The organism is Aureimonas sp. D3 (genome assembly GCF_001463805.1).
In the GTDB taxonomy this organism is placed as follows: Bacteria; Pseudomonadota; Alphaproteobacteria; order Rhizobiales; family Rhizobiaceae; genus Aureimonas; species Aureimonas ureilytica_A.
Genome location: NZ_BBWM01000014.1, coordinates 18987 through 38764, shown reverse-complemented (window position 1 = coordinate 38764; position 19778 = coordinate 18987). Strand labels below are relative to the sequence as shown.

The 19778-nt window shown below is 66.9% G+C and carries 10 protein-coding genes; 6 read left to right on the top strand and 4 right to left on the bottom strand.

Going from position 1 to position 19778, the window contains the following annotated elements:
* Positions 1–6: 6 nt before the first annotated feature.
* Positions 7–1560 carry a maltokinase N-terminal cap-like domain-containing protein gene (locus tag AUL36_RS04450; protein ID WP_062218460.1) on the top strand — a complete coding sequence of 518 codons (1554 nt, stop codon included), beginning with the start codon at positions 7–9 and terminating at the stop codon, positions 1558–1560.
* Positions 1560–3839 carry a 1,4-alpha-glucan branching protein GlgB gene (gene glgB, locus AUL36_RS04445; RefSeq protein ID WP_062218458.1) on the top strand — a complete coding sequence of 760 codons (2280 nt, stop codon included), beginning with the start codon at positions 1560–1562 and terminating at the stop codon, positions 3837–3839. Before AUL36_RS04450 ends, glgB begins: the two co-directional genes overlap by 1 nt.
* A 50-nt stretch (positions 3840–3889) precedes the next feature.
* On the opposite strand, the gene AUL36_RS04440 is transcribed toward glgB, so the two are convergent.
* From AUL36_RS04440 to AUL36_RS04425, 4 genes are all read right to left on the bottom strand, one after another.
* Positions 3890–5071, bottom strand: a complete 1182-nt coding sequence (locus tag AUL36_RS04440) for a GGDEF domain-containing protein (protein WP_062218456.1) — start codon at positions 5069–5071, stop codon at positions 3890–3892.
* 119 nt (positions 5072–5190) lie between these two features.
* Positions 5191–6084: a transglutaminase family protein gene (locus tag AUL36_RS04435; RefSeq protein ID WP_062218454.1), complete on the bottom strand. Its 894-nt coding sequence runs from the start codon at positions 6082–6084 to the stop codon at positions 5191–5193.
* Positions 6085–6091: 7 nt separating this feature from the next.
* Complete coding sequence (locus AUL36_RS04430) at positions 6092–8464, bottom strand: circularly permuted type 2 ATP-grasp protein (RefSeq protein ID WP_244497026.1); 2373 nt, start codon at positions 8462–8464, stop codon at positions 6092–6094.
* Complete coding sequence (locus tag AUL36_RS04425; protein WP_062218452.1) at positions 8454–11771, bottom strand: transglutaminase family protein; 3318 nt, start codon at positions 11769–11771, stop codon at positions 8454–8456. Before AUL36_RS04425 ends, AUL36_RS04430 begins: the two co-directional genes overlap by 11 nt.
* A 194-nt stretch (positions 11772–11965) precedes the next feature.
* Here AUL36_RS04425 and AUL36_RS04420 point away from each other — a divergent pair, with 194 nt between their 5' ends.
* The 4 genes from AUL36_RS04420 to treY all read left to right on the top strand — a co-directional run bounded on the left by AUL36_RS04420 (position 11966) and on the right by treY (position 19762).
* Entirely contained in the window at positions 11966–13147 is a 1182-nt protein-coding gene (locus tag AUL36_RS04420; protein WP_062218450.1) for a zinc-binding metallopeptidase family protein, read from the top strand.
* A gap of 162 nt (positions 13148–13309) precedes the next feature.
* A complete protein-coding gene (gene treZ, locus AUL36_RS04415) occupies positions 13310–15193 on the top strand; it encodes a malto-oligosyltrehalose trehalohydrolase (protein ID WP_062218448.1) in 1884 nt (627 codons plus the stop codon).
* The gene (malQ, locus tag AUL36_RS04410; protein WP_062218446.1) at positions 15186–17042 is read left to right on the top strand and encodes a 4-alpha-glucanotransferase; all 1857 of its coding nucleotides are present in this window, start codon (positions 15186–15188) and stop codon (positions 17040–17042) included. Before treZ ends, malQ begins: the two co-directional genes overlap by 8 nt.
* Positions 17039–19762 carry a malto-oligosyltrehalose synthase gene (gene treY / locus AUL36_RS04405; RefSeq protein ID WP_062218444.1) on the top strand — a complete coding sequence of 908 codons (2724 nt, stop codon included), beginning with the start codon at positions 17039–17041 and terminating at the stop codon, positions 19760–19762. Before malQ ends, treY begins: the two co-directional genes overlap by 4 nt.
* Positions 19763–19778: the final 16 nt, after the last annotated feature.

Below are 19778 nucleotides of genomic sequence, written 5' to 3'. Positions count from 1 at the left end.
ATGCGCATGACCGACACCGCCTCTCCCAAGGCCGGGGACATTTCGCCCGACGCTCTTCCGGCCTTCGCCGATGCCTCGCTGCCCGATCTCGCGTCCGGCCCGGAGCTCAGCTCGGCGCTGGCGCGCTTTCTGGGCCATCAGCGCTGGTTCGCCGCCAAGTCCGAGCGATTGAGCGGCACTCGCTTCGTCCCGGCCGGCGCGGTCGAGGGCGCGGACGGAGCCTTGGCCGGCGAGGCCGTGATCCAGACCGGCGAAGGCGAGCAGCATTATTTCCTGCCGCTGGCGCTGCGCCCGCGCGGCGAGGGCATCGAGCCCAAGCTGATCGGCACGCTCGCGGGCGACCGGCAATTGATCGACGCGACGCGCGACCCCGCCTTCTGCCGCGCCATCGTCAGTCTGATCGCGCAGGGCGGGCGGATCGAGGCAGGCGGCACGGCGCTTCTCGCCAAGGCATCCAGCGCCAAGGCCGACCGTCTGGAAGCGGCCGCTGCCGTCGAAGCCGCCGAGATCAAGCCTCTGTCGGGCGAGCAGTCCAACACGTCGATCGGCATCGGCCGCGTCGCGATCCTGAAATTCTACCGTCTCCTGCGCGATGGCGAACAGCCTGAACTGGAGGTGACGGAGTTCCTGACCGAGAACACCGGCTTTCCCGCCGCGCCCGCGCTGCTCGGCTCGCTGGAACTGGCGCGGCCCGATGGCAGCCACGCCGCCGTCGCGGCCCTGTTCGAGCGTATCACCGAGGCCGAAGACGCCTGGGCCAGCGTCACCGGCGCCTTGGCCGAGCGCTTGCGGGCCGGGGAGGGGACGAAGGCCGGCGCTCAAACGTTCGACCCCGGCCGCACGATCGGCCGTCGTACGGGCGAGATGCACGCGGCACTCGGGACGGAAACCGGCCAATCCGCCTTCGACCCCGAGCCGCTCGACCGCGTCTCGCTGGCGCGCATCGTGGATGAGGCCAAACACGAGGGGTCGGGCGCGATCTCAGTTCTGCGCAGCGTTCAAGGGGGCGCGGATGTCAGCGCCGACATCGCGGCCCTGAGCGCCCGCGAAGCCGAGATTGCCGCTTGGTTCGAGAGCTTCAAGCAGCTGGAGCCCGCCGGGCGACGCACGCGCATTCACGGCGACTATCATCTCGGCCAGCTTCTGGTGCGGGGCGAGGATATCGTGATCCTCGATTTCGAGGGCGAGCCGGGCCGCACCTTGCCCGAGCGCCGCGCCAAGACCTCGCCCTTGCGCGATGTCGCGGGGATGCTGCGCTCCTACGATTATGCCGCCTTCGCCGCGCTGGATGCGATCCGCAGCGACGATCCGGCGCTGGCCGAGCGCGCCAAGGGGGAGGCCGAGCGCTGGCGCGACGAAACCTCGGCGGCGTTTCTTTCAGCCTGGGAAGAGGCCAGCGGCGTCGATCTCTCCGACGAGGGGAACGCCAGGCTTCTCGATCTCTTCCTTCTGCAGAAAGCCTTCTACGAACTGCGCTACGAGGCGGCGATGCGCCCCGCCTGGCTTTCGATTCCGCTGCGCGGGATCGTCTCCCTTCTCCAGAAACGACAGGTCCTTTGATGAGCGAGTCTCTTTCCGCCGGTTCCGGCATCGATTACGGCCTGCATGGGGACGAGGCGCGCGCGCTGGCGCAGGGCCGTCACGAAAACCCCTTCGCCGTTCTCGGCCCCCATCGCACGGGCGATGGCAGCGCCGTGGTGCGGGTCTTCCGCCCCGGGGCCGAGCGCGCCGCGGTCATCGACCGCCAAGGCCAGGTTCTGGCCGAATTGGAGCGCGGCGAGGTGGACGGCCTGTTCTCCGGCCTCGTGTCGCAGGCGTTCGACGACCATCTCTTCCGCTTCTGGCATGGCGACAGCTCGTGGGAGGAAGAGGACACCTACCGCTTCGGCCCGATCCTCGGCGATCTCGACACCTATCTAATGCGCGAGGGGCGGCATTATCGCCTTTATGAAAAGCTCGGCGCGCATCCGACCGAGATGGACGGGGTGAAGGGCGTGGCCTTCGCGGTCTGGGCGCCCGATGCCCGCCGCGTGTCGGTGGTCGGCAATTTCAACGCCTGGGACGGGCGGCGCCATGTCATGCGCAAGCGCGTCGATGCGGGCGTGTTCGAAATCTTCGTTCCCGGCCTCGGGCGCGGCGAGGTCTATAAATACGAGTTGATCGGCGGGCATGGCGAGGTTCTGCCGCTGAAGGCCGATCCGGTCGGCTTCCGCCAGGAACTCGCGCCCTCCACCGCCTCCGTCGTGGATGGGCTGGTGGAGCACGAATGGAAGGACGACGCCTTCCGCTCCAAGTGGAGCGACTGGCAGTCCGCCGACAAGCCCGTCTCGATCTACGAGGTGCATCTGGGTTCGTGGAAGCGCGGCGACCACAATTCCTTCCTCGACTACGACGCGCTGGCGCGCGAGCTGGTCGCCTATGTCAAGGATATGGGCTTCACCCATGTCGAGTTCCTGCCCGTGTCCGAGCACCCGTTCTACGGTTCCTGGGGCTATCAGCCGATCGGCCTCTATGCGCCGACCGCCCGATATGGCGACCCGGCCGGCTTCGCGCGGTTGGTGGACGCCTTCCATCAGGCCGATATCGGCGTTCTGCTCGACTGGGTGCCCGGCCATTTTCCGACCGACATTCACGGGCTCGGCCGCTTCGACGGCACGGCGCTTTATGAACACGCCGATCCGCGCCGTGGCTTTCACAAGGACTGGAACACGCTGATCTACGACTACGGTCGGACGGAGGTGAAGAACTATCTCGTCTCCAACGGGCTCTACTGGCTCGACCGCTTTCATATCGACGGGCTTCGCGTCGATGCCGTCGCCTCCATGCTCTATCTCGACTATTCGCGCAGCCATGGCGAATGGGAGCCCAATATCTATGGCGGGCGCGAGAATCTGGAGGCCATGGCCTTCCTGAAGGAGACGAACGAGCAGGTCGGTGGGCAATTCCCGAACGCCACGACCCATGCGGAGGAATCCACCTCCTTCCCCAATGTGTCACGCCCGACCTATGCCGGCGGCCTCGGCTTCCACTTCAAGTGGAACATGGGCTGGATGCACGACACGCTGCATTTCATGCAGGAAGACCCGATCAACCGCAAATACCACATGCACCATATGACCTTCGGAATGGTCTATGCCTATTCCGAGAACTTCGTCCTGCCGCTCAGCCATGACGAAGTGGTCTATGGAAAGGGCTCCATTCTCGGGAAGATGCCGGGCGACTGGTGGCAGAAATTCGCCAATCTGCGCGCCTATTACGGGTTCATGTGGACCCATCCCGGCAAGAAGCTGCTCTTCATGGGCGGCGAGTTCGGCCAGTCGGCGGAGTGGAACCACGACCAGTCGCTCGACTGGCACCTGCTCGACCATGGCGAGCATCGGGGCGTCCTGCGCCTCGTGCGCGACCTCAACACGCTTTATCGCGGCTTGCCGGCGCTGCATGAAAACGACTGCGACCCGCATGGCTTCGAGTGGGTGGACACGTCCAATGTCGAGCAGTCGGTTCTGGCTTTTCTGCGCAAGGACCGCGAAGGCCGTCCGGCGCTGGTGGTCTGCAACTTCACGCCCAATGTCCACCATGGCTACCGCGTCGGCGTGCCCCATGGTGGCTTCTGGGAAGAGGTCATGAACACCGACGCTGAGATCTATGGCGGCTCGAATGTCGGCAATATGGGCGGGCGCGAGGCCGAGGAGGTCCATTGCAACGGCCGGCCCTTCTCGCTGTCGCTCAGCCTGCCGCCGCTCTCCACCATCGTGCTCGCGCCCCCGCGTGCCCGTCAGGAGGCTGAGGCTCTGGTGGAAAGCGAAGGCCTGGCGAGCAGCGATCTCGCCAAGGCCTGAACCTGACGCACCGGATCGCTCCCCACGGGCGGTCCGGTCTCCCTTCAAGATCAGGCGACGGCGGCCAGCCCCGGCGCCTGCTCGACGCGGTTTCGGCCGAGCGCCTTGGCGCGGTAGAGCGCCGCGTCCGCTTCGGCCAGAAGCGTCTCGAAGCCACGATCGGCATGGGCGCAATGCACCAGCCCCACGCTGACCGTCGCATTGATGGCCAAGCCATCGAAACGCGCGGCTTCGACGGCGAAGGCACGCGCAACGCGCTGGGCGAGTTCGCGCGTTTCCTCGCGCGTCTGTCCGGTCAGAAGAACCACGAATTCCTCGCCGCCGAACCGGGCCGCCAGATCGCTGGAGCGCAACTCGCTGTCCAGAATGCCGGCAAAAAGCTTCAGCACGTCGTCCCCGGTCTGATGGCCATGCGTGTCGTTGATCAGTTTGAAATGGTCGAGATCGAACACCATGACGGAGACGCTCGCGCCATCCGAGCGCGCTTCCTGAATGCGGCGCACGGAGCGATCGAACAGCGCGCGTCGGTTGGGCAGGCCGGTGAGATAGTCGGTGTTCGATGCTTCGAGAATGCGTGCCTCGCCCTCCTCGCGCACCAGCGACAAAAGCAGCATGGGAGCGGCGATGGCAAAAAGCACGCCCTCGAACATGGTGATCTTGGCGAGCGCGGTGAAGAATTCGGGAAAGGATGCCAGGCTTTCGCCCATCAGCCCGCTGGCAAGGAAGAGCGTGACCCGCGCGGCGTAGAAGATGGCATGGAAGCCGAACACCAGAACGGCGGGCTTGCGCGAGCGAAGCGCTGAGAACGAGCAACCGCGCAGCAGCGTGACGGTCGCTGCCCCGCAGATGGGAGCGATCGCGGCCGAGCAGAGCAGGCTCCAGGTCTCGTAGCTCAAATAGGGGAACAGCGCGAAGCAGAGGCCGGCGAAGGGCAGGCTGGCCCAGCGCAGGCGGAGCGGCAAAGCCCGCCCGTTCAAACGCAGAACGCCATCGAGCAGCGCCACATAACCGAACAGATTGAGCAGGAAAGCCGGAGCCCGTTGATAGGGGGTCGGGATGATCGCGAAGATCAGAAGGGCGCAACCGAGGGTGAAGGCGGCATAGGCCAGTGCCCATTCCGCCAGAACGTCCTTGCGCAGCGGATGAAACCGACGCTCCCAGAAGGTCAGAGCGCCCGACACGGCGAGCGAGGCGAACATGAACGCATAGATGGTGGACAGGTCGATATACATGTGTCCCACATCTCTCCTTCGGTGCCTGAGATTAGGCGTCTGCCTGGAAAGGATACCTTACAAGAATCAGAAGATTTAAACGAGATGTGTGGCTGGGTCTGGAAAATTCGGCGAATGGCCTAGCTTCGTACCGCTTCACCGATCGGGATCATGTCCACCGCATGATGGTGGCGCTGCGGCCCGGACGTGATCAACACGCCGTCGATCGGCGCAACATCGGAATAGTCGCGCCCGCGCGCCACGAGCACGTGATCCTCGCCTGCAAAACACCCATTGGTCGGATCGAAGCCGATCCAGCCCATTTGCGGCCCGGCCCAGACCTCTACCCAGGCGTGCATGGCGTCCGCCCCTTCGAGGCGCGGCTGGCCCGGCGGCGGCTCGGTGCGCAGGAAGCCGCTGGCATAGGCCGCCGGAAGGCCGAGCCCACGCAGGCCCGCGATCATCAGATGCGAGAAATCCTGGCAGACGCCGCGCCGGGCGGTGAAGGTTTCCTCGACGCCCGTGGAAATCGTGGTGACACCCGCCTCGAAGCGAAACTCGCTCCGAATGCGCCGCGCCAGCGCCAGCATGGCCTCGCCGATCGGCTGATCGGGCTCCAGCCCTTCGGCGCAATAGGCGGCGACCGCCGGCGAGGGAGCGACGAGCCGGCCTGCGCCCAGAAAGTGCAGCGGGCTTTCACCCTCGCTGTCGCGCGAGGCCCGGGCCAGGGCGCGGATCGTCTCGACATGCAGGGTTTGCCCCAGCGCCGGAAGCGGGCGGTCGACACGAACCCGCGCGCGCATTTCGACCGAGAGTGTCTCGTGCGGTTCGTCGATCAGGACATGATCGGTCCGATTGCCGAAAAAATCCCGCTCGGATGCCGTTTCGCGCGGGGTCGGTTTGATGTCGAGCGTGAAGCGCTCGACACGCTGCCCGCTGGCTTTCAGCGGCGCGATGCGCAGGATATGCCGGGCGTCGCGGACGAAGCCGGGATAGGTGTAGCCGATCGAAAGGCGGATGTCGTAGCGGCTCATGCCCGGTCTATTCCGTGTCCTGACGCTCGACCGCGCCGCGCGGCGCCAAGGCGAAGTAGCGCTGGGAGAGAAGGTCGGAAATCTCGAAACCGTCCCGCGCGACGCGGCTCAGAAAGGCGGGCGTGACCTCGCGCGGCTCGGCGGTGCGCAGGCGCACGAGCAGTCGCGCCAGCCGGCGCGAGGCGGGGTCGAGGCTTTCGCCTGCGTGATTTCCCGGCAGATCGGCCATCACGGTTTCGAGCGTGCGCGCCTGAAAGGTCAGCGAGCGCGGGTTGAGCGGGTCGAGCAGGGCGAGGTCGAGCACCGTGTCCGGCCCGAGCTCCACCGAGAAGCGCCGGCGATAGGTCATGCGGCTATCGGTGAATTCCAGAAGCGCCTCGAACACGCCGTCGCCACCCGCCGCCAGAAAGGCGCTCGCCGCCCCCGCCGTCTGCGACAGGCGCTCCAGCCGCCGACCGCATTCGAGGAAGCGCCAGCCGATGAACTGGTACATGTTCTCGTGAACGAGGCCGGCAAAGCCGGCGAGCCGCGTCAGCACCCGCCCGGCCAGAAGCGTGTCGTCGCGCTCGTCCGAGGGCTGATGCAGCGCCTCGCCCGTCAGATCGGCGATCTCGGCCAAAGCGCGCCAGGCGTCGGGGGAGAAGCGGTCGCGAATGCGCGAGGCCAGCTGGAAGGCGCTGTCGGCATGGTCTCTCAAGCCATGGATCGGATCGGCGCCGCCGAAGCCGACGCCCGAAATCCGCAGGAGCGAGATGCGCGCCTCATCCACGGGCGCCGGGTCTTCGCCGGCCTCCGCGCGCGCGATCGCGGCGCGCCAATGGCGAAAGGCGACCTCCAGCCGCTCGACATAGCGGCCGAGCCAGAAGAGGTTGTCGGCCGCGCGGGCGGGAAGCGAGCCCGGCAGGCGGCGTTGATAGCTCTCGCCCCGCGCGCCGAGCAGCGTCACGGGCCGCTCGTCCGGGTCGCCCGCAACCCAGACATCGAGCGAGCGACCGCCCGACGCGATCGCCAGCGCGCTGCCGTCTTCCTCATGCGCGGCGCGTGCGAAGCCACCGGGCATGACGTCCCACCCGTCCTCGCCGCGCGCCAGAAAGACACGCAGCGTGATCGGCCGGCTTTCCAGCCCCGCATCCCCGAACACGGGCGCGGTGGACAGCGGCAGGGAGCGCGTCGCCACGATATCGGCATCGCCGCCGCGAGCGCGCTCAACCAGCGTGGACTCATCAAGCGACTTGTGCGGGCCGGACGGCGCGGGCAGGGCTTCGGCGAGCCGCCAGCCGGGGGGCAGGTCCTGGGCGAAATCCTTCCACAAGGGATCGCCCAGCCAGCGGGTTTCGACGGAGGGAAGCTGCAGCCGCTCGCCGATCAGCGCCTCGGCCATGGCGTTTTCGAAGGGCGCGAAAGCGGGTGTTTCCAGAAGGCCGGAGCCGAGCGCGTTGACGAGGTCCAGCTTGCCCGCGCGGATGGCGCGGACCAGGCCGGGCGTGCCGATGCGCGACTGGGCGTGAAGCTCCAGCGGATCGGCATAGTCGGCGTCGAGACGGCGCCAGAGAACACGCACGGAGCGAAGCCCATCGACGGTGCGGATCTTGGCCTCGTCGCCACGCACCACGAGATCGCCGCCTTCCAGAAGGTGAAAGCCGAGATAGCGGGCAAGGTAGGAATGCTCGAAATAGGTCTCGTTGAGGGGGCCGGGCGTCAGGAGGCCGACCCGCGCGCCTTCCGTGCCGTTGAGATCGTTCAACGTTTCGCGAAAGCGCCCGAAGAAGCCGGCGAGGCGGCGCACATGCAGCGCGCGCGCCAGATCGGGAAAGGCGCGGGAGGTGGCGACGCGGTTTTCCAGCGCGAAGCCCGAGCCCGAAGGAGCCTGCGTGCGGTCCTTGATGACATGCCATCGCCCGTTGGGCGCGCGGCCGAGATCGATGGCGATGAAGCGAATGAGCGGCCGACCGGCGCGGCCCTGATCGGCCAGCGGGCGCAGGAACTCGGGATTGCTGGCCAGCAAAACGCCCGGCAGATGGCCCTCGCGCACCATGCGCCGCTCGCCGTAGAGATCGGCCAGGAGCGTTTCGAGATAGAGCGCGCGCTGGCGCAGGCCCGCTTCCAGCCGCCGCCATTCCTCCGCCTCGATCACGACAGGCGGAAAGGCGATCGGCCACAAGCGCTCGCGGCTTTCCGCGCCGACGCGATAGAAGACGCCGGCCTCGCTCAGATATTGGCGCGCGGTGCGAAATCGCCCCTCGCGCTCGGCCTCGCTCAGACCGTCGAGCGCGTTCAGGAGGGCGCGATAATGCGGACGCACCGAGCCGTCCTCCGCGCGCATTTCGTCGTAGCGGCGCAGAACGCTGGCCGGCTTGGGCTTGGCAAGGTCAGACAGCAAGGAAGGCCGGTCGTCTGAGATCGAGCGTATGGGGGAAGCTCGGATCGGGGATTTCCTGAGGCGGCTGGAAGGCCCCCGGCGTGTGGCCAATGGCTTCGAACCGAGCGAGGCGGCGCGACTCCGCCTCGTTGGCGTTGATGGGGAACGTGTCGTAGGAGCGCCCGCCGGGATGGGCGACATGATAGACGCAGCCGCCGAGCGAGCGGCCCGACCAGCGATCGTAGATATCGAAGGTCAGAGGCGCATGGACGGGGATGGTCGGGTGCAGGCCGGACGCCGGCTGCCACGCCTTGAAGCGCACGCCGCCGACGAACTGGCCGACCGTCTGCGTCGGCCCGAGCGGCACCGGCCGCCCGTTGCAGGTGACGATATGGCGCGCGGGGTCGTAGCCCTCGGCCCGGACCTGAAGCCGCTCCACCGAGGAATCCACGAAGCGCACCGTGCCGCCGATGGCGCCCGTTTCGCCCATGACATGCCAGGGCTCCAGCGCCTGACGCAGTTCCAGCCGCACGCCCTCGTGGCGGACCTCGCCGCAGAAGGGGAAGCGGAACTCCCACTGCGCCTCGAACCATTCCGGCCGGACGGGATAGCCCGAGCGGTCGAGATCGGCGAGAACCGAGAGGAAATCCTCCCAGATCAGCGCCGGCAGCATGAAGCGGTCGTGAAGCTGCGTGCCCCAGCGGGCAAAGCGCCCCGACTGCGGCTCGCGCCAGAACTTGGCGATCAACGCGCGGATCAGAAGCTGCTGGGCCAAGCTCATGCGCGCGTCTGGCGGCATCTCGAAGCCGCGGAACTCCACGAGGCCGAGGCGGCCCGTCGGCCCATCGGGCGAATAAAGCTTGTCGATGCAGATTTCCGAGCGATGCGTGTTGCCCGTCACGTCCACGAGGAGGTTGCGGAACAGGCGATCCACCAGCCAGGGCGGCGGGGCCAGCCCTTCGCCGGGCGAGGGCACCTGCGCCATCGCGATTTCCAGTTCGTAGAGCCCGTCATGGCGCGCCTCGTCGATGCGCGGGGCCTGGCTGGTCGGTCCGACGAAGAGGCCGGAGAAGAGGTAGGACAGCGAAGGATGGCGCTGCCAGTAGAGCACCAGCGACTTCAGAAGGTCGGGCCGGCGCAGGAAGGGGCTGTCGAGCGGCGTCGCCCCGCCGATCACGACGTGGTTGCCGCCGCCGGTGCCGGCATGACGCCCGTCCACCATGAACTTGTCGGTGCCGAGCCGAGACTGGCGCGCGTCCTCATAGACGCCTTGCGTGATCGCGACCGCCTCGCCCCAGGAGGCGGCGGGATGCACGTTCACCTCAATCACGCCGGGGTCCGGCGCGACGCGCATGACGTTCAGGCGCGGGTCGAAGGGCGGGGCATAGCCTTCGATGCGCACGAAAAGGCCGAGCGCCTCCGCCTCGTCTTCCACGGCGGCGAGAAGGTCGAGATAGGCCACGGCCGATTCCAGCGGCGGCATGAACACATGCAGGATGCCGTCGCGCGGCTCGATGGCGAGCGCGGTGCGCACATAGCCGCCGATCTCGGCTTCCGGGCCGGGCTCGGGGGGCGACCAGGCGGGAGCCGGGTCCGCCTGCGAAATGCGCTTCTGCACCTGACCCAGGATTTCGCGCTCGGGCAGTTCGGGCAGGCGCTGCATCGGGTCGGCCGGATGCGTGTAGGGATAGCGGGCGGGCGAGAGATAGGGGAGGGAGGCCAGCGGCAGGCGATAGCCGAGCGCGGAGTCGCCCGGCACGAGGAAGAGCTTGCCGCGCCGGGTCGACCAGCGCTCCGACATCCAGCGCGCGGGGAGCGCCTGCCACGCCTGAACCGGCATGACATAGCCGACCGGATTGTTCAGCCCCCGGTCGAAGACGCGGGCAAGGCGCGCGCGCTCTTCCGGGTTTTCGAGCTTGGAATTGTCCGGCGAGACGTTCTCGGGCAGCTGCGCCTCGCGCACCAGCCAGTAGGACGGGTCTTCATAAGCGGGCAAAGCGTTGCCGGGCTCGACACCCAGCCGCGCGGCGACGCCCTCCAGCAGTGCGCGTGCATCGTCGGCCACGGCCGGCGGCGCCCCCTCTTCCGGCGCGAAAAGGGCGGGGTTGCGCCAGATCGGCTGCCCGTCCTTGCGCCAATAGAGGGAATAGGTCCAGCGCGGCAGGGATTCGCCGGGATACCACTTGCCCTGCCCGTGGTGCAGGAAGCCGCCTTGCGCAAAGCGCGTCTGGAGCCGGCGCAGGAGCCCGTCGGCGAGGCCCCGCTTGCGGGGGCCGGTCGCGTCGGCGTTCCACTCCGCGCCTTCGAAATCGTCGATCGAGACGAAGGTCGGCTCGCCGCCCATAGTGAGGCGCACATCCATCGCCTGAAGGTCGCCATCGACCTTCAGGCCCAAGGCGTCCAGCGCCTCCCAGCTTTCGTCCGAGAAGGGCTTGGACACGCGCGGCGCTTCGGAAACGCGCGTCACCTCCATGGCGAAGTCGAATTCGGTCTCTGCGAAATCCACCCCGCCGGCGATCGGCGCGGCGGAACGATAATGGGGGGTGGCCGCCAGCGGCACGTGGCTCTCGCCGGTCATCAGGCCCGAGGTCGGGTCGAAGCCGATCCAGCCCGCGCCCGGCACATAGACCTCGACCCAGGCATGGAGATCGCAGAAGTCGACCGCCGTGCCGGCCGGCCCGTCGATGGCCACGCGATCGGGTTTCAACTGGATCAGGTAGCCCGACACGAAGCGCGCGGCGAGGCCGAGATGGCGCAGCGTGTTGACCAGCAGCCAAGAGGAGTCTCGGCAGGAGCCCGAGGCCTTTTCCAGCGTTTCCTCGGGCGTCTGCACGCCCGGCTCCATGCGGATGAGATAATCGACGCGCTGCTCGACCAGCCGGTTCAGATCGACCAGGAAATCCACCGTGCGGCGCGGCGTGCGATCCACCGTTTCGAGGAAGCTCTGAAGCTTCGGCCCGGCCGGTTCGAGCGCCAGATAGGGCTTCAGATCGACGGCGAGATCGTCGCCATAGGCAAAGGGGAATTCCTCCGCCCAGGGCTCGATGAAGAAGTCGAACGGATTATACACCGTCATGTCGGCGAGGAGATCGACCTCGATGCGGAACTCGCGCACCTTCTCGGGGAAGACGACACGTGCCAGCCAGTTGCCGAACGGGTCCTGCTGCCAGTTGACGAAATGGTTCGCGGGTTCGATGCGCAGCGCATAGGCCGGGGTGCGCGTGCGCGAATGAGGCGCGGGGCGCAGCCGGATACTTTGAGGACCCAGAGTGACCGGGCGATCATAGCGGTAATGCGTCAGGTGGCGGAGGGCAGCGAGGATTGGCATCTGATCCCTTGCGCATGAACGGTCGACGCGCCAGCATAGGCATTCAAGGGGCCTGCTGGAAACCTTCGCGGCGCACAAAGCGCGGCGTTTGATGGAAATTGTGTTCGAAATCAGGTGCGCTGCGGAACCGGAGTCACATACTGGAGTTGAGCCGGCGAATCCGCGCCCCTCCCGGCCGCCCAGGAACGCTCCTCATGAAGCTCTTTTCTTGCCCGTCCTGCGATCAGGTCGTCTTCTTCAACAACGTGGTTTGCGAGCGCTGCGGTCATGCGCTCGGCTACGAGCCACGCTCCAACCGCGTCCTGGCGCTGGAAGCGGCCGATGACGGCTGGCTTTCGGTCGGTCGCGGCAGCGACGGCTCTCACTGGCGCTACTGCGACAATTACCAATACGGCGTCTGCAACTGGCTCGTGCCGGCCGACTCCGGCGAGCGGATGTGCGTGGCCGACCGGCACAATCTCATGGTCCCCGATCTCTCGAACCCCGACAATCAGGCGCTCTGGGCCAAGATGGAAGCGGCCAAGCATCGTCTCTTCTACACGCTGCTGCGCCTGAACCTGCCGCTCTATACGCGCGACGAGCATCCCGAGGGTCTCGGCTTCAAGTTCCTGGCCGACGATCCGGCGACGGGACAGAAGGTGATGACCGGGCATGACGAGGGCATCATCACGGTGGCGCTGGCCGAGGCCGACGATGCCGAGCGCGAGCAGCGCCGCACCGCCATGGGCGAGCCCTACCGTACCCTGCTCGGCCATTTCCGCCACGAAGTCGGCCATTGGTACTGGGACATTCTCGTGCGCGACGGGAATCTTCTGGACGCCTGCCGCGCCGTGTTCGGCGACGACCGCGAGGATTACGGGCAGGCGCTTCAGAACCACTACAACAACGGGCCGAAGCTCAACTGGCAGGAGGAATACGTCTCCGCCTATGCCGGCTCGCACGCCTGGGAGGACTTCGCCGAGACCTGGGCGCACTATCTCCACATCATCGACACGCTGGAGGTCGGCGGCTCCTACGGCATCGCCATCCAGCCCCGGCTGGACCGCGACGGCATTCTGACGACGGACCTGGACGTGAAGGTCTACGATCCGAATACGACCATGGAGGAGATCGCCGACGCCTGGCTGGCGCTGAGCCAGGCGCTGAACTCCATGAACCGCGCCATGGGCCTGCCCGACCTCTATCCCTTCGTGCTGTCGCCGACCGTCATCAGCAAGCTCGGCTTCATCCATGACCTCGTGCATAGCCGCGTCGGCAACAGCGCTTCGACGGGCGAGGGCCTGTCCAAGGAGGCGGAGGACATGGGCCGCCAGTCCAACGCCGCCAACGAGCCGCAGGCAGCCCCCGAGCCGCAGGCCCTGGCGGCGGCCGGCTGATCCGGTCCCATGGGCAAGGGCTGGCAGCCGAGCGGAAAAAATCCTTCGTTCGGTCCTGCCCTTGTCCCTGCGCGCCCCAGTTAGGTCAGGCGCGATCCGCGGCCCTTCGCATCGGCGAGAGGGGGCGCATCTCATGACATGTTGCGAAATGGCGGAGCCCTTATGGACGCTGGCAGGACTTTCTCTTTCGACCTGAGTTGGGGCGCGCAATACGAGGACGGCAAGGCGCGCTTTCGCATCTGGGCGCCGGGCGCGAAAAGCGTCGAGGTCGCCAGCGCCGAATCCGACGACTACCAGTGCGAAAGCTTCGAGCCCATGGCGCGGGGCGAAAGCGGCTGGTGGGAACTCGTGACGGACAAGGTGCAGCCGGGCGAGGGGTACGGCTTCCGCTTCGACGGCGGCAAGGTCCGGCCGGACCCGGCGGCCCGCGCCCAAGGGGGCGACGTCCATTGGCTCTCGCGCCTCGTCGATCCCAAAGCGCATGAATGGCGCACGGGAGATTGGAAAGGCCGTCCTTGGCAGGAATGCGTCTTCTACGAACTGCATGTCGGCACGTTCACGCCCGAGGGCACGTTCGAGGCCATCATTCCCAAGCTGGAGCACCTGCGCGAGACCGGCATCACCGCGATCGAGCTTCTGCCCGTCGCCCAGTTCGGCGGCCAGCGCGGCTGGGGCTATGACGGCGTTCTTCTTTATGCGCCGCATCAGGCCTATGGCGGGCCGGAAGGGCTGAAGCGCCTCGTGGACGCCGCGCATGAGCGCGGAATCATGGTCTTTCTGGACGTCGTCTACAATCACTTCGGCCCGGACGGGAACTATCTGCCGGAATATCTGCCGGAGTTCTTCCATCAGGAAATCTCGACGCCCTGGGGCGCGGCCATCGCCTATGACGAAGCGCCGGTGCGCGACTTCATGATCGAGAACGCGCTCTACTGGCTGACCGAATATCGCATCGACGGGCTGCGGCTCGACGCGATCGATTCCATCAAGGACACGACCGACACGCCCCTCGTGAAGGAACTGGCGACGCGGGTGCGCGAGACGGTCACGGATCGCCACGTCCACATCACCACCGAGGACGACCGCAACATCACCTGGCATATCGAGCGGTGCGAGGACGGCGCGGTGCCGCTCGTCTCGGGCGAGTGGAACGACGATTTCCACCACACGGCCCATGTGATCGCCACCAACGATCAGGAAGGCTACTACACGGACTACGACCCGAACTCGGCCGAGCAGATGGCGACCGCGCTCGCCACCGGCTTCGTGTTCCAAGGGCAGCAGTCCGAGCATCGCGAGCGGCGCGTCGGCACCGATTCCTCCGAACTGCCGCCCACCGCCTTCGTCAACTTCCTCCAGAACCACGACCAGATCGGCAACCGCGCCTTCGGCGACCGGATGCGCTCTCTGACCTCGGGCCGTGTCTATGACTGCCTTCAGGCGATTCTTCTGCTCTCGCCGCAGATCCCCCTGATGTTCCAGGGCGACGAGTTCGGCGACACCAACTCCTTCTGCTTCTTCACCGATTTCGACGGCGAACTCGCCAATGCCGTGTCCAAGGGTCGCAAGAAGGAGTTCAAGAGCTTCGCCGCCTTCGAAGACCCGGAAGCCGCCGATATCTTCCCCGACCCCAATGACGAGCGCACCTTCGAGGTCTCGCGCCTCGACTGGACGCGCCTTGCCCAGCCCATCCATAAGCGCCGCCTTCAGGTGACGCGCAAGCTGCTCGGCATCCGCGCCAAGACGCTGGTTCCGCTCTTGGACAAGGTGCAGGGCGGCACGGGCATGGCGATGGTGGAAGGGCTCGGCTTCGTCGTCGCCTGGGAGCTGCAACCCGGCCGCTTCTGGCATCTCGTGGTCAATCTGGCCGACGAAGCCTGGGATGTGGAAGGTGCGTTCCACCAAGGCGCGCTGGAAGGCGCGGAATGCGTCTACACCAACCACAAGAACGCCTTCGAGTCACTCTCGCAAGGTACGATGTGCGCGACCTGCGTGATCGCCATCCTGGCCGACACGCTCCTGATCGCGGAGCCTGACGATGAATGAGCGCCTCGAAACCCTGGCCGAAAGCCACGGCATTCAAATCCGATATGTTTCGGAAATGGGCGAGCCCAAGGCGATCGACGCGGCCGCGCAGTCCGGCCTCCTGAGCGCGCTTCAGGTCGATCCCGAAGGAGGCGAGGAAGGGGGCTTTGCCCGCGAGGAGCAGAAGCCCAGTCTTGCCTGCGCCCTGCCGGAGGGGCTGGCGTCGAGCCGTTCCTGGGGTGTGACCTGCCAGCTCTACAGCCTGCGCTCGGAGCGCAATCTCGGCATCGGCGATTTCGAGGATCTGGCACGGTTGGCCGAGGTCGCGGCGCAGACCGGCGCGTCCTTTGTCGGCGTCAATCCGCTTCATGCGCTCTTCTTGGCCGATGCCGGGCGCTACAGCCCCTATTCGCCCTCGACGCGCCGCTTCATCAATCCGTTCTATCTCGCGATCGACACGATCGAAGGCGGGGAGGCGGCCATCGCGGCCCTGCGCACGGAGAAGCCCGACCTCTTCGAAGGGCTGGACGGCGAGCTGGTGGACTATCCCGCTGTCGCGGCCGCGAAGGTGCCGCTGCTGCGCGAGGTCTATGCGAGCGCCAAGGATGGGCTCACATCCGACGAAAGCTTCCGCGCCTTCACCGAGAAGGGCGGCGACGCGCTGCGCGGCTTCGCGCTGTTCGAGGCGATCTCGGAGGCGATGCGCGCGGAGGGCGGCAGCGCCGGTTGGCACAATTGGCCCGACGAACTGCGCGACCGCACGGGCGAGGCGGTGATCTCCTTCGAGGCGGGCCATGAAGACGCGATCCGCTTCCACATCTGGCTGCAATATCTGTGCGACCGGCAGCTGGGCGAGGCGCAGCGCCGCGCCAAGGCGGCCGGAATGCGCATCGGCCTTTATCTCGACTTCGCCGTCGGCGTCTCGCCCGATGGGGCGGAGACCTGGGCCGACCCGGCGCTGACGGTGCGCGCAGCGCGCGTCGGCTCGCCGCCCGACATGTTCAATTCGGACGGGCAGGACTGGGGTCTGGCACCGCTTTCGCCCAAGGCTCTCGCCGAGCGCCATTACGCCCCGCTCGCCGCCGCCTATGCCGGTCTCATGGAACATGCGGGCGCCATCCGCATCGACCATGCGATGGGCCTCGCGCGGCTCTGGTGGATTCCCGAAGGCACGAATTCGGGAGGCGGCGGCTATGTCCGCTATCCTCTCGGCGCCATGGTGGACGCCTTGGCCCGCGTGTCGCAGGACACGAACTGCCTCGTCATCGGCGAGGATCTGGGCACAGTGCCCGAAGGCTTCCGCGAGGCCATGGCCGACAGCCATATCCTCTCCTACAAGGTTCTCTATTTCGAGCGTTGGAAGGACGGGCTGTTCAAGGCGACGGGGGAATATCCGCAGGCCTCGCTCGCCTGTATCTCGACCCACGACCTCGCCACGCTGTCGGGCTGGTGGCATGGCTCCGACGTTCGGCTGCGCTCCGAAACCGGCCGGCAGAACGCTGCCGCCACCGAGCGCGATCTGGCCGAGCGGGACCGCGACCGGCGCACACTTCTGGCCGCGTTGCAGTACGAGCGGCTCCTGCCGCCCGACTATCACGCGGCGAACGAAGGCGCGGACCTGCCGGAGCGCCTGCCTTTTGAGCTAGCGATCGCGATCCATCGCTTCGGCGCGCGCACGCGCTCCATGCTTTTTGCGGTGCAGGTGGAGGACATGATCGCCTCCGAGAAGCAGCCCAACTTGCCAGGCACGACCGACGAATACCCCAATTGGCGCGTTCGCTCCGACATCCGTCTGGATGATCTGGCCGCCGACGAACGCTTCCAAGCCATGGCTCGCGCGATGCGCGACGAGAGACCGGAGACCCCATGAGCCGTCCGCTGATCGCGACCTATCGCCTGCAGTTCCGCGAGGGGACCGGCTTTTCGGAAGCCGAGGGGCTCGTGCCCTATCTCAAGACGCTGGGGGCGAGCCATCTCTACGCCTCGCCCGTCTTCGCGGCCTCGCCCGGCTCCACCCATGGCTACGACGTCGTGGACTATAACCGCTTCGAGGAAGAACTGGGCGGCGATGCGGGGCTGGGCTCCTTGAGCGATCAGCTGATGAAGGCCGATCTCGGCCTGATCCTCGACTTCGTGCCGAACCATATGGGCGTCTCGCAGGAGAACCGCTGGTGGGAGGATGTCCTGCGCTGGGGCCGCGAAAGCCGCTATGCGCAGACCTTCGACATTTCCTGGGACGAGGAGAAAATCCTCATCCCGACCCTCGGCACGCCCTATGGCGAGGCGCTGCGGGGCGGCGCGCTGGAGGTCGTCTATGACGAGGATCGGGGCGAGGTCCGCTTCTCCGCCAATGGCTATGGCCTGCCGGTGGACCCGCGCACGCTGAGCCACGTCTTCTCCTTCGTGGATCACCCCGAGCGCGACAGTCTGGTGCGCCGCTTCTCGGCCGCCGTGCCGGCCGATGGCGAGGAACTGGGCGAGCGCTTCGCCGAGCATGTCGCCGACCCCGCCTTCCTCGCCGCTCTAAAGGCCGGCATCGAGGCGCTGAACGCCGACCGCAATGCGCTCCATGCCTTCCACGAGGCGCAGGCCTGGCGGCTCGCCTGGTGGCGTCTGGCGCGCGAAAAGCTTTCCTATCGCCGCTTCTTCGAGATCGCCGATCTCATCGGCGTGCGCCAGGAGATGCGCCGCGTCTTCCGCGACTCGCACCGCACGATCTACCAGCTGGCGCGCGAGCGCCGGCTGGACGGCATCCGCATCGACCATGTGGACGGTGTGGCCGACCCCAAGGGCTATCTGGCAGAGCTTGCCGCCGGCTTCGAGGCGCTGCGCCGGGACGTCGCGATCCATGTCGAGAAGATCCTGACCGGGCCGGAGCGCCTGCGTAAAAACTGGAACATCGCGGGCACCACAGGCTACGAGTTCATCACCGCCGTCGCGGGCCTTTATGTCGACGGGTCGCAGGAAGAGGCCATGACACGCGCCTATGCCGAGTTCGTCGGCGGCGACGAAGACCTGCGGGCGATGATCGCGGACCAGAAGCGCGCGATCTTTACGCATAATCTCGCCGGCGAGCTTCAGGTTCTGACTGAAACCGCCATGCAGGTCGCGGCGAGCGATCTCGAAACGCGCGATTTCGGCCGCGACGACATGAGCCGGTCGATCGTTGAGGTGGCGACCGCCCTGCCGGTCTATCGCACCTATTGCGGCGTGGCGGGCGTGCCGGAGGACGACATCATCGTCATCGACGAGACGGTGGAGCGCGCCAAGGGAACCCGCAAGGTCGAGGCCGACGAGCCGATCGACTTCGTTGGTCGCCTGCTCAAGCTGAATTTCGAGGATGGACGCGATGTCACGGGCGCGCTGAACTTCACCCGCCGCTTTCAGCAGACGACCGGCGCGGTCATGGCCAAGGCGGTGGAGGACACGGTCTTCTATCGCTACAACCGTCTGATCGCGCTCAACGAAGTCGGCGGCGAGCCGGATCATTACGGCAGCTCGCCCGAGCGCTTCCACGAGGACATGGCGATCCGGCTGGAGGACCAGCCCGAAGGGCTCATGGCTTCCTCCACCCACGACACCAAGCGCGGCGAGGACGCGCGCGCGCGCCTCTACACCTTGAGCGAAGCGCCCGAGCGCTGGGCCGCGCTGGTCAAGAACATGGCCGAGGCCATGCAGCCCTGGCGCAAGAGCATGGGCGACCCCGCCATGGGCGAAAGCCATGTCTCGCCCGACCCCGCGACGGAATGGGGCTTCTACCAGTCGCTGCTCGGCGTCATCCCCGCCGATTTCGACCCGGCCGACGCCAAGCTGCGTGAGGAGTTGGAGAGCCGGCTTCTGGCCTTTGCCGAAAAGGCCGTGCGCGAGGCCAAGCGTTATACGAGCTGGACTGCGCCCAACGAGGCTTACGAGAGTGCGCTGAAGGGCTTCGTTTCGGCCATTCTCTCGCAGAAGGAGACGGGCGATCTTCTGGCTCGCTTCTGGAAGCAGTCGCAGTCCTTCGTCGTGGCCGGCGCGCTGAATTCGCTGTCGCAGACGCTGATCAAGCTGACCGCGCCGGGCGTTCCCGATATCTACCAGGGCACCGAGTTCTACGATCTCAGCCTCGTGGACCCTGACAATCGCCGCAAGATCGACTTCGCCGCCCGCCAGCGCGCGATGGAAGACGGCGAGACGATCGCGGCCAGCCTGCCGCATTGGCGCGACGGGCGCGTGAAGGCCAAGCTCACCGCAGCTGCGCTGAAGGCCCGCATCCGCGCGCCCGAGCTGTTCACCAAGGGCCGCTACATCCCGCTGGAGGTGACGGGCGCAAAGGCGGACCATGTGGTCGCCTTCGCGCGCACCGACAACGAGGGCCATGTCGCGGTGACGATCGCGCCGCGTCTCGCCTTGCAGCTTCTGAGAGAGGGCGCCGACATCCCGATGCTGGAGGCGTCCGAGTGGGGCGATACGGCGGTTCGTTTGCCGTCTCACCTGGCGGGGGCGCGCTTCGAGGACATCTTGGCGAGCAGGGAGGTCGGCAGCGGGGCCAGCTTCAAGCTCGCCGACATCTTGTCCGAACTGCCCGTGGCGCTGCTTCTGGCCGACTGACGCGTTCGGGTGGTCG

Bases quoted from the DNA above. Each gene is read 5' to 3' on its own strand.
- AUL36_RS04450 (WP_062218460.1), top strand. From the start codon at position 7: ATGACCGACACCGCCTCTCCCAAGGCCGGGGACATTTCGCCCGACGCT.
- glgB (WP_062218458.1), top strand. From the start codon at position 1,560: ATGAGCGAGTCTCTTTCCGCCGGTTCCGGCATCGATTACGGCCTGCAT.
- AUL36_RS04440 (WP_062218456.1), bottom strand. From the start codon at position 5,071: ATGTATATCGACCTGTCCACCATCTATGCGTTCATGTTCGCCTCGCTC.
- AUL36_RS04435 (WP_062218454.1), bottom strand. From the start codon at position 6,084: ATGAGCCGCTACGACATCCGCCTTTCGATCGGCTACACCTATCCCGGC.
- AUL36_RS04425 (WP_062218452.1), bottom strand. From the start codon at position 11,771: ATGCCAATCCTCGCTGCCCTCCGCCACCTGACGCATTACCGCTATGAT.
- AUL36_RS04420 (WP_062218450.1), top strand. From the start codon at position 11,966: ATGAAGCTCTTTTCTTGCCCGTCCTGCGATCAGGTCGTCTTCTTCAAC.
- treZ (WP_062218448.1), top strand. From the start codon at position 13,310: ATGGACGCTGGCAGGACTTTCTCTTTCGACCTGAGTTGGGGCGCGCAA.
- malQ (WP_062218446.1), top strand. From the start codon at position 15,186: ATGAATGAGCGCCTCGAAACCCTGGCCGAAAGCCACGGCATTCAAATC.
- treY (WP_062218444.1), top strand. From the start codon at position 17,039: ATGAGCCGTCCGCTGATCGCGACCTATCGCCTGCAGTTCCGCGAGGGG.